This window comes from Mesorhizobium sp. M0037, from assembly GCF_040323635.1.
Classification (GTDB): Bacteria; Pseudomonadota; Alphaproteobacteria; order Rhizobiales; family Rhizobiaceae; genus Mesorhizobium.
Genome location: NZ_JAMYVB010000027.1, coordinates 47,389 through 62,176, shown reverse-complemented (window position 1 = coordinate 62,176; position 14,788 = coordinate 47,389). Strand labels below are relative to the sequence as shown.

At 63.3% G+C, this 14,788-nt stretch carries 15 protein-coding genes and 1 pseudogene; 4 read left to right on the top strand and 12 right to left on the bottom strand.

Features of this window, described 5'->3' with window-relative positions; genetic code table 11:
• Positions 1–105 precede the first annotated feature (105 nt).
• The 5 genes from NKJ78_RS28610 to NKJ78_RS28590 all read right to left on the bottom strand — a co-directional run bounded on the left by NKJ78_RS28610 (position 106) and on the right by NKJ78_RS28590 (position 6,427).
• Positions 106–2,139: an aldo/keto reductase gene (locus NKJ78_RS28610; protein ID WP_352562760.1), complete on the bottom strand. Its 2,034-nt coding sequence runs from the start codon at positions 2,137–2,139 to the stop codon at positions 106–108.
• 29 nt (positions 2,140–2,168) lie between these two features.
• On the bottom strand, positions 2,169–3,248 hold the full coding sequence (locus NKJ78_RS28605; protein WP_023726711.1) for an ABC transporter ATP-binding protein: 1,080 nt from the start codon (positions 3,246–3,248) through the stop codon (positions 2,169–2,171).
• A 13-nt stretch (positions 3,249–3,261) separates the two neighbouring features.
• Positions 3,262–4,098, bottom strand: coding sequence for a carbohydrate ABC transporter permease (locus NKJ78_RS28600; protein ID WP_023672164.1), 837 nt, complete (start codon positions 4,096–4,098; stop codon positions 3,262–3,264).
• Positions 4,095–4,955 (bottom strand): carbohydrate ABC transporter permease, encoded by an 861-nt coding sequence (locus NKJ78_RS28595; protein ID WP_023672163.1) that lies wholly within the window; start codon positions 4,953–4,955, stop codon positions 4,095–4,097. Before NKJ78_RS28595 ends, NKJ78_RS28600 begins: the two co-directional genes overlap by 4 nt.
• A gap of 203 nt (positions 4,956–5,158) precedes the next feature.
• A complete protein-coding gene (locus NKJ78_RS28590) occupies positions 5,159–6,427 on the bottom strand; it encodes an ABC transporter substrate-binding protein (RefSeq protein WP_023726709.1) in 1,269 nt (422 codons plus the stop codon).
• 106 nt (positions 6,428–6,533) lie between these two features.
• Here NKJ78_RS28590 and NKJ78_RS28585 point away from each other — a divergent pair, with 106 nt between their 5' ends.
• Positions 6,534–7,403 (top strand): helix-turn-helix domain-containing protein, encoded by an 870-nt coding sequence (locus tag NKJ78_RS28585; protein WP_023706782.1) that lies wholly within the window; start codon positions 6,534–6,536, stop codon positions 7,401–7,403.
• A 239-nt stretch (positions 7,404–7,642) separates the two neighbouring features.
• On the opposite strand, the gene NKJ78_RS28580 is transcribed toward NKJ78_RS28585, so the two are convergent.
• From NKJ78_RS28580 to NKJ78_RS28560, 5 genes are all read right to left on the bottom strand, one after another.
• Entirely contained in the window at positions 7,643–9,031 is a 1,389-nt protein-coding gene (locus tag NKJ78_RS28580) for a HAMP domain-containing sensor histidine kinase (RefSeq protein ID WP_352460940.1), read from the bottom strand.
• Positions 9,032–9,087: 56 nt separating this feature from the next.
• A complete protein-coding gene (locus NKJ78_RS28575; RefSeq protein ID WP_023740151.1) occupies positions 9,088–9,759 on the bottom strand; it encodes a winged helix-turn-helix domain-containing protein in 672 nt (223 codons plus the stop codon).
• Between the two features lie 120 nt (positions 9,760–9,879).
• Positions 9,880–10,500 carry a cytochrome b gene (locus NKJ78_RS28570; RefSeq protein WP_245261217.1) on the bottom strand — a complete coding sequence of 207 codons (621 nt, stop codon included), beginning with the start codon at positions 10,498–10,500 and terminating at the stop codon, positions 9,880–9,882.
• On the bottom strand, positions 10,501–11,301 hold the full coding sequence (locus NKJ78_RS28565; RefSeq protein WP_031195614.1) for a COG4705 family protein: 801 nt from the start codon (positions 11,299–11,301) through the stop codon (positions 10,501–10,503).
• A 65-nt stretch (positions 11,302–11,366) separates the two neighbouring features.
• The gene (locus NKJ78_RS28560) at positions 11,367–11,624 is read right to left on the bottom strand and encodes a hypothetical protein (RefSeq protein ID WP_352460938.1); all 258 of its coding nucleotides are present in this window, start codon (positions 11,622–11,624) and stop codon (positions 11,367–11,369) included.
• A 229-nt stretch (positions 11,625–11,853) separates the two neighbouring features.
• On the opposite strand from NKJ78_RS28560, the gene NKJ78_RS28555 reads away from it, so the two are divergent.
• On the top strand, positions 11,854–12,486 hold the full coding sequence (locus NKJ78_RS28555; protein WP_352562759.1) for a methyltransferase family protein: 633 nt from the start codon (positions 11,854–11,856) through the stop codon (positions 12,484–12,486).
• Here NKJ78_RS28555 and NKJ78_RS28550 read toward each other — a convergent pair.
• Both NKJ78_RS28550 and NKJ78_RS28545 read right to left on the bottom strand, forming a co-directional pair.
• Entirely contained in the window at positions 12,480–12,695 is a 216-nt protein-coding gene (locus NKJ78_RS28550; RefSeq protein ID WP_023672157.1) for a hypothetical protein, read from the bottom strand. The two genes, NKJ78_RS28555 and NKJ78_RS28550, sit on opposite strands and share 7 nt — an antisense overlap.
• A complete protein-coding gene (locus NKJ78_RS28545; protein WP_352460934.1) occupies positions 12,692–13,447 on the bottom strand; it encodes a COG4280 domain-containing protein in 756 nt (251 codons plus the stop codon). Before NKJ78_RS28545 ends, NKJ78_RS28550 begins: the two co-directional genes overlap by 4 nt.
• 59 nt (positions 13,448–13,506) lie before the next feature.
• Here NKJ78_RS28545 and NKJ78_RS28540 point away from each other — a divergent pair.
• Positions 13,507–13,693, top strand: a pseudogene (locus NKJ78_RS28540) (ABC transporter permease); the annotation flags it as partial.
• 90 nt (positions 13,694–13,783) lie between these two features.
• Positions 13,784–14,785, top strand: a complete 1,002-nt coding sequence (locus NKJ78_RS28535; RefSeq protein WP_023740149.1) for a LacI family DNA-binding transcriptional regulator — start codon at positions 13,784–13,786, stop codon at positions 14,783–14,785.
• Positions 14,786–14,788: the final 3 nt, after the last annotated feature.

The following is a 14,788-nucleotide window of genomic DNA, read 5'->3' as shown; positions in this document are numbered from 1 at the left end:
TCTGGCCACAAACCAGCGCCGGAAACCACCTCGCATTGCCCTTGCCGTCTCTCTCCACGCCCAAAGCCTATAACGCAACGGGCCCTCAAGGGGGGAGATTAGCTGCTAAGCCCGCCGCCTTTCCGGCCCGCTATCCAGCCACGCCACATCCTCCGCCGACAGCTTGATATCCAGCGCCTTCAAACTGTCCTCCAACTCGTCCAGCGTGCGCGGGCCGATCAACGGCACCGACGGAAAGGGCTGCGCCAGCACATAGGCGAGCGCGATGTGGATCGGGCTTTTGCCGAGCCGCTGCGCCAGCTCGATGGCACGGTCGCGCCGGCCAAAATTCTTCTCCGAATACCAGACCCGCACCAGCTCCTCATTGTCCTGCTTGTCGCGGCCGGCGCGGTCGGTGAAGAAGCCGCGGCCCTGGCTCGACCAGGCGAAGTTGGGCATCTGCCTTTTCGTCAGCCAGGATTTCCAGTCGTCGGTGGACGAGGTGATGCAGCCGGCCCAGATCGGCTCCAGCATCTCGGCCAGCGAGAAATTGTTGGAGAGCACGCCGGGCTTCTGCTTGCCGGTGCGCTCGGCATAAGCAATCGCCTCGTCCATGCGCGCCATCGTCCAGTTCGAGCCGCCGAACGGGCCACGGATGCGGCCGGCCTTGACCTCGGCGTCCATCGCATCGACGAATTCGCCGACCGGCACATCCGGGTTGTCGCGGTGCATGAAATAGAGGTCGACATGGTCGGTCTGCAGCCGGTCCAACGACTGGGCGAGCTGCTTGCTGATGACGTCGGGATAGCAGAGCGGCGAGTGGGCGCCCTTGGCGATGATCACCGACTGCTCGCGCACGCCGCGATTCCTGAGCCACTGGCCAAGCAGCGTTTCGGTGTAGCCGGCGCCGTAGACATAGCCGGTATCGAACAGATTGCCGCCGGTCTCGAAGAAGGCGTCGAGCAGGATTGCGCCCGACGAGAAGGTGCGGAAATCCTCGAAGCCGAGCGCCACCACGGAGGCCGGCTTCGACAGGCCCGGAATCTTGCGCTTGCCAATGGCCGTGCCGCCGGTGCGCAGCGGCCGGCCCGAAATGGTGTTGGTTCGCTTAGCCGGCTTTTCGATCTCATATTCGAGCCCGACGGCGGCGCGCCATCTGTCGAGGACGCGCAGCGTGCCGAGGCTGTCGGCCCAGCTCATGCCCGGCCAGGCGAACTCCTGTTTGCCGGCCAGGATCGCCTCGCCGGCGGCGTCGACCTCGAAGCAATAGAGATGGCGGGTTTCGTTGACGCTGATGGTATCGCGCGTGTCGTCGGCGAGGATTACATCGATCCGGCCAGGGCCGCCATCGCGGTTGCCGCCGCCGGCGAACCAGAAATCCGGCACTTCGATGCGGCCCTTGGTGCCGAGGATGCGCAGCACATTGTCCTGTTTGAGCGAGATGCTGCAGGATACCTCGGCGACGATGCCACCGGGAAAATGCAGCAGCGCCGAGGCCCATTCGTCGACGCCGGACTTGCCGAGATGGGCGGTGCCGACAACCTTGTCCGGCTCGGCGAAGGGTTTTCCAGTCGCAGCCCCGGCAATCAGCCGCACCATCGAGACGGGATAGCCGCCGACATCGAGGATGCCGCCGCCGGCGAGATCGTTGGCGTAGAGCCGGTGCTCGGGCATGAAGCCCGGCATGGCGAAGCCGAAGCTCGACTTCATCAGCCTGACATCGCCGATGACGCCCGACTTGATGAGTTCCACCAGCTTCGCCGTCTGCGGGTGCAGCCGGTACATGAACGCTTCGCCGAGGAAGGTGCCGGCCTTGCGCGCAGCATGGATCATGGCGTCGGCCTCGAAGGCGGTCAGCGCCAGCGGCTTTTCGCACAGCACATGCTTGCCGGCTTCCGCCGCCTTGATTGCCCATTCGGCATGGCCGGGATGCGGGATGGCGATATAGACGGCATCGACCTCGGGGTCGGCGAGCAGCGCGTCGTAACCGTCGAGGATGCGGGCGCCGGGAAACGTCTCGGCCAAGCCTGCCTTGCCGGGATTGCGGGCGCCGAGCGCCACGATCGTGCCGGTGCGCGAGCCTGCCACGCCGCGGGCGAACGCTTTGGCGATGTCGCCGGGCCCGAGTATCCCCCAGCGGATGGGCGCGGTTGCAGTCATGGTCATTCTCCTTGCAAGGCTGGAAGCGCTCAGCGCAGCCGCTGGCCATTTTCATCGAACAGATAGGATTTGCGGATGGACACGGTGATCTCCTGGGTGTCGGGGACCTTTGCCGCGTCGCGCTGGATCACCAGGTCTTCGCCATGGGCGGTCCTGGCATAGATGAAGCTGGTGCCGCCGAGATGCTCGACCACGTCGATGCCGACGGTGAGGTCGGCGTCGCCTTCGCCGCCATTGCCGAAATGTTCGGGCCGCACGCCGACAATGACCTTGGCTCCTGTTTGCGGCACGGCGCCGGTCAACGGTTGCATAATGCGGGTCTTTTCCTCGCCCACCAGCTCGACGGTGACGCTGCTCGTGTTGCGCCCGACGACGCGGCCCTTGATGAAATTCATCTTCGGCGAGCCGACAAAGCCGGCGACGAACTGGTTGTCGGGATTGTCGTAGAGATCGAGCGGCCGACCGATCTGCTCGACATGGCCGCCGCGCAGCACCACGATCCGGTCGGCGAGCGTCATCGCTTCGGTCTGGTCGTGGGTGACATAGATCATCGTCGTACCGAGCTCCTTGTGCAGGCGCGAGATCTCGACCCGCATCTGGACGCGCAGCTCGGCGTCGAGATTGCTCAGCGGCTCGTCGAACAGGAAGACTTGCGGTTCGCGCACGATGGCGCGGCCGATGGCGACGCGCTGGCGCTGACCGCCGGACAATTGCCTCGGCCGCCGCGCCATCAACTCTGTGATGCGCAGGATTTCGGAGGCCCGCTTCACCCGCCGCTCGGTGTCCTCCTTGGGGTTGCCGGTCATCCTGAGGCCAAAGCTCAGATTCTGCTCCACGCTCATGTGCGGGTAGAGCGCGTAGGACTGGAACACCATGGCGATGCCGCGCTCGGCCGGCTCGACATCGTTCATCACCTTGCCGCCAATGGCGATCTCGCCGCCGCTGATATCCTCCAGCCCGGCGATCATCCTGAGCAGCGTCGATTTTCCACAACCCGACGGGCCGACAAAGACGACGAACTCGCCATCGGCGATATCGATGTTGGCGCCATGGATGATCTCATAGACGCCGAAGCGTTTTACGACATTGGTGAGGGTGACTGCCGCCATATCGCTGTTGTCCCTACTTGACGGCACCGGCGGCGATGCCGGCGATGAAATGGCGCTGCAGCAAAACGAAGACGACCAGCATCGGCACGGTCAGCATGACGGCGCCGGCCATGATGCCGCCCCATGAGACCTTGGTCAGGCCGATCAGCGTGCCGAGCGCCACCGGTGCGGTCATCGCGCCGGGCTGGCTGTTGATCAAAAGCGGCCAGAGATAATTGTTCCACGAGGCTAAGAACAGGATGATGGCGAGTGCGGCCAGCATCGGCCGCGCCAGCGGCAAAGCGACGAACAGGAAGATGCGCCATTCCTTGACGCCTTCGACACGTGCCGCGTCGAAGAGGTCGGCCGGCATCATCGAGAAAGCCTGGCGCATGAACAGCACGCCCAGCGAATTGAACAAAGGCGGGACGATCAACGCAATCCAGGTGTTGGCGAGCTGGAAGTCGCGCGCCACCATGATGAATTGCGGGATCAGCACCACCGCATAGGGCAGCGTGATGGTGCCGAGGATGATCGCCACCACCGCGCCCTTGCCGAAGAACTGATAGCGGGCGAGCGCCCAGCCGGCCATCGAGGTCAGCAGCACCGAGAAGAAGGTGTAGGTCACCGCAACCGCCACCGAAATGCCGATGGCGCCGACGAAATTGGTGTCGCGCTGCAGGTTGTTGAAATTGTCGACGAAATTGCCGTGCGGCAGAAGCTCGATGCCGGGGCTGAAAATGCCGTTGTCGGGCATGGTCGAAAACACCACCATCATCCACAGCGGAAACAGCCAGATCACCGCCAGCGGCGTCAGGACCAGATGCAGCAGGACGCTGCGGCCGAGCCGTCGTTGCGACAGCGAACTCATTTCGGCTCTCTTGTCAGCCACAGCTGCACCAGCGTGATGGCGATGGCCAGCCCCGCCATGGTGTAGGCGACGGCCGAGGCGTAGCCGAAATTGAGCGAACGGAAGCCCTGGCGGTAAAGCAAGAGGCCGAGCGTCTCGGTGCCGCCGCCGGGACCGCCGCGCTCGGTGATCAGGAACGGTTCGGTGAAAAGCTGCATGGTGCCGATGATCGACAGCACGGCGCAAAACACGATGACCGGCTTGAGCAGCGGCAGCGTTATGTAGAAGAACTGCTTGAGCTTGCTGACGCGGTCGAGCGTCGCTGCTTCATAGACGTCCTCGGGGATCGACTGCAGGCCGGCGAGCAGGATGATGGCGTTGTAGCCGGCCCAGCGCCAGGTTACCGCGATCATGATCAGCGCCATGGCCGGTGTGACGTTGGAGAACCAGTCGATCTTGGCCAGGCCGACGCCGGCGAGGAGCTTGTTGATGATGCCGAAATCCAGGTTGAACATCAGCCGGAACACGGCGGAATAGGCGACCTCGCCGACCACCACCGGAGCGAAGAAGGCAAAGCGGTAGAGGCCACGTGCTTTCAGCAGCGGCGAGTTCAGCAGCACCGCCATGATGATCGCCAGCGAGATCATCACCGGCACCTGGATGACGAGGATGAGCAGCGTGTTTTTCAGCGCGTTGAAGAAAGCGGGGTCGCCGATCAGGCGGCCCCAGTTGAACGTCGGCGCAAAGCGCCAGGGCACCGTGCGCGTCGCCTGGAAGGAAATCATGAACGAGGAGATGATCGGCCACACCCAGAAGATGGCAAAGATCAGAAGGTAGGGCGTAAGGAAGCGATAGGCCGTGGCGTTCTGGTAGCGCATGGTTTCCTCCTCCTTCCTCTTTCCCGGTTGATATCCGGCGTGTTGTTAGCCGGCGGACGCCGCCGGCAATTGGCGAACTGTTGGGCGAGAGCGTCCCTTTCCCCGCCACTATACGGGGAGAGGATGCCGGCAGGCAGGTGAGGGGCAGCGCCAACAGTCCGGCAAATTGCCCTATATCTGGCCCGCCAGCATCACCGCCTTGGTCACTTGATCGGCAGTCCCGTCGCCGAAGCGATCTGGCTGGCGGCGTCGTCGAGGGCGGCCTTGGCATCGGGATAGCCGCCGCCGAGATATTTGGTCTGCACGGCGCGCATGATGATTTCGGCGTCGCTCTGGAACGGCGTGCCGCGGCTCGGCACCACCTTGGGCAGCGTGGCGAGAATGTCCTTCCACACCGCCTGGCCGCCCCAATAGGGCAGGCCTTGCGAGACGTAGGGGTCGTCGAGGGCCGAGATCAGTGACGGCACCAGGCCGAAATCCCTGAGCATGGTAATCTGGCCTTCATTGGTCTCGAGCGTGTATTTCAGATAGGCGTAGGCGGCCTCCTTGTTCTTCGAGGCTGAGGTGATGGCGAGCGACGAGCCGCCGAGATTGGCCGCGCGGGGGCCGTCGGCGGTCAGGCTCGGCATTAGGTAGACACCCCATTTGCCGTTTTCGCCGGCGGATTCGGTGCGGATGGTGCCCTCATACCAGCCGCCATAGACCTGGGTGGCGACGGTGCCGGCGGTGTTGTTGGTGATCTTGGTGCCCCAGTCGGCCGACGAGATGATGCCGGCGTCCTTCATGTCCTTGATCTTGGCCAGCGTGTCGACGCATTTCGGCTGGTTGACGGTGATCGACTGCCCATCGGCGGCGAAATAGCCGCAGCCCTGTTCGTTGGAAATCATGCGGAAGAATTCGGTGTCGCCGTTGAAATCGGCATTGGTCATGGTGACGCCGGGATTGGCGGCCTGGACCTTCTTGCCGGCGGCGATGAAATCGTCCCAGGTCTTGATCGAGGCTGGATCGACGCCGGCCTTCTCGTAGAAGTCGCGGCGGTAGAAGGCGGCGACTGGGCCGGAATCCCACGGCATGGCATAGGCCTTGTCGCCGACCTCCAATTCGGTGCGCTTGAAATCCGGGAATTTCTTCTGGTCGTCGGCGGTGTAGCCCAGCGTGTGCAAATCGACGAAGCAATCGGGGAACTGGCTCCAGTAGTTCTCGGCCTCGCCGTTTTCGATCGAGACGATATCGGGCAGGCCGACGCCGCCGGCCGCACAGCCGGCGATCGACTTGTCATAGGTCGGCTGGTTGCCGAGATCCTGAACGGTGACCTTGACGTCGGGATACTGCTTGTTGAAGCCGGCCACCGTGGCCTTCAGCGACGAAGCCGCGATATTCCAGCTCCAGATCGTGATTTCGCCGGACTGCGCCAAAGCTGGGGCTGAGCCCAGGCCAAGCGCCAGCGCGGCACAGATCAGTGTCGTGCGCATTGAAATCCTCCCATTTCATTTGCTCTCTCTTCGCGAGCATGGCTAGACTAGGCGGCGCGGAAGGCTTGTCCCTGACAACGGGAATAAAAGATGGGCGGAAAGTAAGATGCCGGAACGGCCGTTTTACCAGCCTGGCGCCAGCAGCGTCGAAGGCCTGCCGATGGCTTTGCAGATGTTTCACAACCATCCGCTGGTGATGCTGAAGCCGCATTGGCATGCCCAGGTCGAGGTCAATTTCATCGTCCGCGGCAGCGTGCACTACCGCATGAACGAGCACGAGATCGCGCTCACGGCGGGCGACATGTGCCTGTTCTGGGGCGGGCTGCCGCACCAGATGGACGATCTCTCCGACGACGCCATCTATGCCGGCGCGCATCTGCCGCTGGTGCATTTCTTCCGCCTGCACCTGCCGACGGATGTCCGCCACCGGCTGATGACCGGCGCCACGCTGGTGACATCGGCGACCGACCAGGCCGACCATCACAATTTCGAACGCTGGAACCGCTATTTCCGCTCGGGCGATCCGGCGATAACCGAGCACGCCGTGAACGAGCTGCTGCTGCGGTTGGAGCGGGTGCGCTTCGAGCCCTACCGGCTGGTGCCGGAAACCGCCATCGGCCAGGAACCCGGCGGCCCGTTCGACCAGCAATCGCTGCGCAATGTCGGGCGCATGTGCGACTTCATCGCCGAGAATTTCCTCTACGACATAGACTGCGTCGACATTGCCGCTGCCGCCGACATCCACCCCAAATACGCCATGAGCATTTTCAAGAAATCGACAGGCATGACGCTCAACGAATATATGAATCTGCTGCGGCTGAGCTACGCGCAGGCGCTGCTGATGCATGAAGACGCCAATGTGCTGCGCGTCGCCATGGATTCAGGCTTTGGCTCGCTCAGCGCCTTCAACAAATCCTTCCGCAAGCTGGCAGGGATGTCGCCCTCGGATTTTCGCCGGGGTGCGGTGGGCCGATAGGTTCGACGGTCATCTTGATCAACCCGCAGCCGTTCCGGGTTGAAACATGTGCAAGGCTAATCGCGACCGCCTTTGTCGGATGCGATCATCAACTTGGAGAAAGTTGTCAGCGACTTCGCGTTTCATGAGCGCCTTCCCCCACTCCGTCGCTGCTTCGCAGCGCCACCTCTCCCCCGTCGATCGGGGGAGAGGTGTCGAGCGAAGCTCGACGGAGTGGGGTCGACCTGGCTCTGGCGTTGTCATTTCAAGCCGGGACCGGTGCCCTCCGCCCGAGGAAACCCGACAATTACCGCCAGCCCAGGCCGGCGATCCTCCAGCGCAATCGTTGCACCATGCAGGTCGGCGATGGCCCGCACCAGGCTGAGGCCAAGGCCGCTGCCGGGCGTGGTGCGGCTGGAGTCGAGCCGGTAGAGCCGCTGGAACACTTTTTCGCGCTCCTGCGCCGGGATGCCGGGGCCATTGTCGGCGACCTCAGCCAGAATGCGGTCGCCTTGCCGCCGCACCGATAGAAGGATCGCCGTGCCATCGGGGCAATGCCGCAGCGCGTTCTCAACCAGATTGGCAAACAATTGCGTCAGCAGGTCGCGATCGCCGTGAACCAGGCATGGCCTGCCGTGAACGATCGTGGCCGACAGCGACTTGCCGTCATCCTCGGCGACACCGGCATAAATTTCGGCAATGGCATCGATGACGCCGTTGAGGTCGAGATCGACAAAGCGCGCCTTGCGGGCGCCGGCCTCGATCTGGGCAATACGCAACAGCGCATCGAAAGTCTCGTTGATCTGCAGGCTTTCCCCTCGTGCCTCCGCCAGCTCATCGGCAACTGCCTCACCCCGCGCCGTCCTGTCGGCGGCAGCCTCCAAAATCATCTGCAGCCGGTTGAGCGGCGTCTTCAGATCATGCGCGATGTCGGCGCTGACCTGGCGCATGCCGTCGACCAGGGCCGCCAGCCGCTCCAGCGCGGCGTTGACCTGGCGCGAGACGCCGTCAATGTCGTCGCCATTGCCGAGCAGTGGAATGCGGGCGTCGAGCCGGCCGTTGGAGACATCGTCCATGGTGGCGGCTATGCCGTCGAGGCGGCGCTGCACGCGCGACGCCAGCAGGGCGCCGCCGGCCACCCCAAGGCCGGAAATGATCAGGGTGGCCCAACCGAAGCTCATCAGCACGATGTTTTCCAACTCCCTTATCTCAGACAGCGAGAAGGCGACGGTCAGGCTGTTCGGCCCGACCGAACCGGACCAGGCGCGGTACATGGTACCGGGCGTCACATCGGGCAGGGACGCTGCAAAATCGGAAAAGCCATCCGGAAGGTCGGCGGCAGTGAAATTCCCGGCCAGATGATTGCCGGCGGGATCGGTGAGCGAGAACAGCTGTTCCTTGCTCGGGCTGAGCGCGGCGTGGCTGTCGACTGCCGAAACCAGATCCTCCCGGTCGTTTCCGGCATAGGTCACCGCCACGACCGAATAGGTCTCCTTGACCGACTGGTCGAGCTGCTCGGCAAGATCCGCGCTCATCAGCTGGTAGACGATGGCGCCTGACAGGATGAAGGCGAGCACGAACAGCAAGGCGAAGGTCAGGGCCAGCCGAAACGGCGTGCTGCGCAGCAGGCGAGAGCCTGTCTCAGTCATAGTGCGTTTCAGTCATGGCAAGCTTCAGTCATGGCAAGTTTCTGTCATGCCGCGCCTCAGTCGTGAACACTGTAGCCAGTGTTGCGCACGGTGTGGATCAACGTGGTTTCGAACGGCCTGTCGATCTTGGCGCGCAGCCGGCTGATATGGGTTTCGACGACGCTGGTCTTGGGGTCGAAGTGAAAATCCCAGACGCGTTCCAGAAGCATGGTGCGGGTGATGACGCGGCCCTCGCCGCGCATCAGCACTTCGAGCAGGCTGAATTCGCGCGGCTGCAGGTCGATCGCCTGGCCCTGCCTGGTGACGCGGCGCTGGATCAGGTCCATTTCGAGGTCTGCGATGCGCAGCGTCGTCTTCAGCTCCTGCACCGCAGGGCGACGGCCGAGCGCGTTGATGCGGGCGAGCAGTTCGGAAAAGGCGAATGGCTTGACGAGATAGTCGTCGCCGCCGGCCTCAAGCCCTTCAACCCTGTCGTCGACGCCGCCGACCGAGGTCAGAAAGATCGCCGGCGTGCGCACGCCCGCCGCCCGCACCGCCTTGATCATCGACAGGCCGTCGAGGCCGGGCAGCATGCGGTCGACGACGATCACGTCATAGGCGTCGCGTGTCGCGGCAAACAGCGCGTCATGCCCGTCGCGCAGCAGATCGCAGACATGCCCGGCTTCGCTCAGGCCCTTGACGACATAGTCTGCGGTCCTGGGGTCATCCTCAACAAGGAGAAGTCGCATCTCTGTTCCGGTCTGTTGCCGAGGCTTTGCCAGAGCGGCATGCTAGCACCGGCGGCGGTCCGTTCCTAGAATATCCGCCGGCGCCTGGTCGCTCGTGGTCGTTGCACATGTCCATAAGTGTCATCCGACCGGATCGCGCGCAGGGACAAGCATCCTGCGCAGCACGGCGTCTTTCAGAATAAAATGATGGAAGAGTGCCGCACCGGCATGAATGCAGATCAGAACGATGAATACCGGCTTTGCCCAAGTATGGACATCGCCCATCCAGCTCCAAACATAAAAGGCCAGAAGCCCGGAAACAGGAGCGGCAACGAGAAGGCCATAGAACAGCGCATGCGTTGTGCGTGAGGCGAAAGCCATCCATTTCGGCATTGTGGATTGCGGCTTGGGCGCACCGATGAAGAGGCGGACGGCCAGTCGCACGAACACCAGCAACAGGATCGCCAGGCCTACCCAGTAATGGGCGGACCCCATGGTCTGCCCGTAGGACGACAGTTGGCGTCTGTCCGCTGCCGCATCGACATAGATTGTCATGTTTTCGCCGAACAGGAGCTGGAACAGGACAAGCGCCGCTATCATCCAATGCAGGCTAATTTGGAGGCCGCTATAACCGGATTTCCTGGAGTTCATTCTTCCGTCCATGAGGTGAGCGCGATAGCTGCCCAGGGCGACCCACGGCAGGGATCCATTGACGTTTTGGCGCGTTCTCGTCGCGTCAAGCGGGCGTGCAGGTGCTTGCATCTACTCCGATTCAAGCAGGATTTTGTCGGCCTCGCCGGTGCCCTTCTTCAGACTCATATAGAGAACGAGGGCGACGATGCAGCCCAGGAAGATCATGCTGGTGAAGGTGGTGCCGAAGCCGAGGCCGCCATATTCGACCGGCTGCGACAGCAGGTCGCCGAACGAGGCGCCAAGCGGCCGCGTCAGGATGTAGGCCAGCCAGAAGGCGAGGATGGCGTCGAGGCCGAAGGCGAAATAGCCGAGGGCGATGAAGACGATGACCGCGCCGAACAAGAAGCCAGTCGTGAGATAGCCAATGTCGAACGTCTCGGCGACAAGGTCGCCGGCCGCGGTGCCGAGCGAAAAGGTGAACAGGATCGCCAGCCAGTAGAAGATCTCGCGCCTGGTGGTGACGATCGTATGGATGGAGAGCGTTCTTTCGCTGGCGTACCAGACCGCGAATGTCGCGGCGAGCAAGACCGTGAAGGCGATCGTGGTGGTTTGCAGACGGACGCCCAAATTGTCGACCAGATTGTCGGTGATCAGGGTGCCGACGACGCTGATCAGCACCACCGCCAGCCAATAGGCCCATGGCACATAACGCTTCTGCGCGAATTGCAGCGCCAGCGCGACGACAAGGATGCCGGTCATGATCAGCGAGGTGACGGTCAGTCCGAAGCCAAGATTGACGGCCAGATAGTCGGCCGCCGTCTCGCCCATGGTGACCGCCAAAAGCTTGATTAGCCAGAATTCGACGGTGACATCGGGGACCCTGTTGGGTGATGCCAGTGCGGCGGGTGCAGTGCTTGCAGACAAGAGCATGATGGGATCCTTGTCGTTTCGGCGGGGACGGGCCTATTCCCCGGTACGTGCGGCGAGGCTTGGCCTTACTTCCCCATGATCTTCATGGCCTGAGCGAAGAAGTCGTCGGCGCGCTTGTCGTCGTCGGCATTGCAGCGCTCGACGCCTTTGGCCTCGAGATCGGATACTTTGGTCTTGTCCGCGGCGCTCAGCGCCGCCAAGGCTTCCGCCGCGCGCAGGTCCTTCAGAGCGTCTTCGCAAAGCGTCGCAGCGGAAGCGGCTGAAAAAACCGGGTTGGCGATGGCAATGGCGCAGAGCGAGAAAGCGAGGGCTAGCTTTTTCATGCTGGTGTTCCTGTCTTGCGCCGGTATCCAGGCGGTGATGAAACGATGTCCGGCAGGTCGGCCGGCACAAGGACTATGGGCAGGCGACCTCGCCGCAATCTGTCCGCCCGCTTACAAATTCGTAAGAATGGCTGAAATTCCTGCCGGTTGCCTCGCCATCGCCGCACGGAAGCGCTAGTGGGTGGCGAGACACCGGCGCTATGAGCCCTGCCGGGGTGCAGGAACTATGATGAGCTACGCTCCCCCCAAGCCGGCAGCTAAGGCGTTCGACCAGCACAAGCGCCTGCTCGTCATACAAGTGGCGGCAGCCCTCACCGTCATGCTGTTGCTGTTCACCAAGCCCTTTCTCGTCGAAGGCTCGGACGGGCACGAATACATTGAGGCGCTGGGCATCGGCTTCGTGCTGGTCTGCTTCCTTGGCCGTCTGTGGAGCATTCTCTATGTCGGCGGCAGGAAGAACGACGAGCTGGTCACCATCGGCCCGTTCTCGATGAGCCGGAACCCGCTCTACTTCTTTTCCACGGTCGGCGCGGCGGGCGTCGGGTTGATGTACGGCTCGGTGCTGGTGGCGGCGGCGCTGGCTCTGGTGAGCTACCTGGTGTTCCGGGTGACGGCGCGCAAGGAAGCCGAGTTCCTGTTTGGAAAGTTCGGCCCCGCCTACAGCGTCTATGCCGAACGCACGCCGCCTTTCTGGCCGAACCCGCTGCTGTTTCACGATCAAGCCGAACGCCGGTTCTCGACAAAGGCGTTGCGGCGGACATTCACGGACGGGCTCTATTTCCTGGCGCTGTTCCCGGCCATCGAGACGATTGAGCAGTTGCGGATCAGCGGCATGCTGCCGGTGTTTTTCACCCTCTACTGACCGGAGCGCCGTGCCGCGCGGCGCACGCTGTAGAGCAGGATGACGAGGCAGCCGGGCAGAAGCAGGACGCCGCCGGCAAGCGGCGGCAACGCCAGCAGCTTCACTGCCGCGGCAATCGCTACGATCAACAGCAGCGCCAGCGTCGCAAGGCTGCCGTCGTCGATGAACATCCCGACGAGCTCCTTTAGAATGAGGCGGACGACGTTCATCGAGCAACTCCTTGTGCAGCCTTGGGGTAGCTGGCGCGCAACCAGCGCACCATGGCGAAGCACGCGACGGCGATGATTGCGAAGATGGCCAGCAGCGCCAGATCGGCGCCCGGCCAGTCGGTACCCAGGCCTTCGCCGGTCCAGAAAATGCCGAAGCTTGTCAACATCAGGCCGACGGCGAATTTGAGCGCGTTTTCCGGCACCCGCGCCAGCGGCCTGTGCACCGCAAGGCCGATGATCGTTACCAGGACGAAAGCCGCCAACGCGCCAAGGCTGGCATAGAAGGTCTGTGCATGCGCGGCGCCGACGGCAATGACGATGAACACCACCTCGACACCTTCGAGCAGCACCGCCTTGAAGGCCGCGAGCCCGGCCAGATAATCGGCGCGGCGGTCATTGGCCTGCTGCTGCAAAGCGGCGGTTTCCTTTGAAAAGGCCGCGTCCTCCTCATGCAGGGCGATGACGCCGACACTGCGCAAAATGGCCTTTCTCAACCAGCGCATGCCAAACAGGACCAGGAGCACGCCGACGACGAACTGCAGCACCGCAATGGGAATCAGCGCCAGCAGCGGTCCGAAGGCCAGCACCAGAGCCGCCAGCACCGCCAGCGCCAGCGCCGCGCCTGTCAGCGCTGGCCGCCAGCTGCGGGTGACGCCGACCGCCAGCACGATGGTGAAGGCCTCGACCACTTCGACGAAGGAGGCAAGGAACGAGGCGGTCACGGTGGAAAGTATGGGCGTCAGGCCGTTCATGAAGGTTTCCTGTCTGCGGGAATCACTAGCCTGAGAAGGATACAGCGCTCCGGCGGAAGGGAGAACGCGCCGGCATCGTCGCCATGGTCTATCTGTTACGTCAACATCGGTGGCCCGGTCGCCGGCGTTCGGTACGAGCTGCTCGGCGTCGGCGACAATTTCAAGCCGATCGTGCTAGGCCTTGTCATTGTGCTCGCCGTCATTCTGGATGCCTATCGGGAAAAGCTGTTGAGGGTGATCCGATAAAGCGCGTCGCGCTTTTTGGTTTTTGTTTTATGGATGTCATTTTCCCAGATCCGCCGGACACTCCGGGCGACATGCACTAGGGGACAAGAAATGACGACGATTGCCGATGTCGCGCGCCATGCCGGAGTGTCGGTCGCAACCGTCTCGCATGTGATGAACCGCACGCGCCATGTCGAGCCTGAGACGGCCGAGCGCGTGCATTCGGCCATCGCCGCCTTGCGCTACAGCCCGAACACGCTGGCGCGCAGCCTGAGGCGCGGCGAGACCAAGACCATCGGCCTGCTGCTGCCGGACAATTCCAACCCGTTCTTCGCCGGCGTGGCGCGCCAGATCGAGGATGCCGGCTTCCTTGCCGGCTATACTGTGATCCTGTGCAACTCCGACGGCAGCGCCGAGAAGGAGGAGCGCTACCTCCAGGTGCTGATGGCCAAGCAGATCGACGGGCTGATCTTCGCCGGCTCGTCGGATCATGCGCGGGTGTTCTCCAGCCTTCTGCCCGGCGTGCCGGCGGTGCTGATCGACCGCGAGATCCATTCGGTCAATGTCGATTCCGTGCTGGTCGATCACGATCATGGCGGCTATCTCGCCGGCCGCTATCTGGCCGGGCTCGGCCACGAGAAGATCGGCGTCATCGGCGGCCCGCGCGATTCCAGCTCCAGCCCCGCCCGCCTGCGCGGCTTCGCCATGGCGCTGCAGGAAGCCGGCCTCGACCTGCCGCCGGCCTCGGTGGTGGATTCCGACTACCACTTCGCCGGCGGCCGCATGGCGATGGAGCGGCTGATGGCGCAGGCGCCGGGGATCACGGCGCTGTTTGCCTGTAACGATCTGATGGCCATGGGCGCGCTGACAGTGCTGCGCGGGCGCGGATTGCGGGTCCCCGGCGACATGTCGATGATCGGCTTCGACGACATACCCTATGCCGTCACCACCTGGCCGCCACTGACGACGATCGCACAGCCGGTCGAGAAGATCGGCACGCGGGCGGTCAGCCTGCTGCTCGAGCGGGTTGCCGAGCCGGCGGCGCATTCGCGCCGCGAAGTGCTCACCCCGGTGCTCGTCGAACGGGAGAGCTGCGCGCCGTTGCGCGGCTGAAGC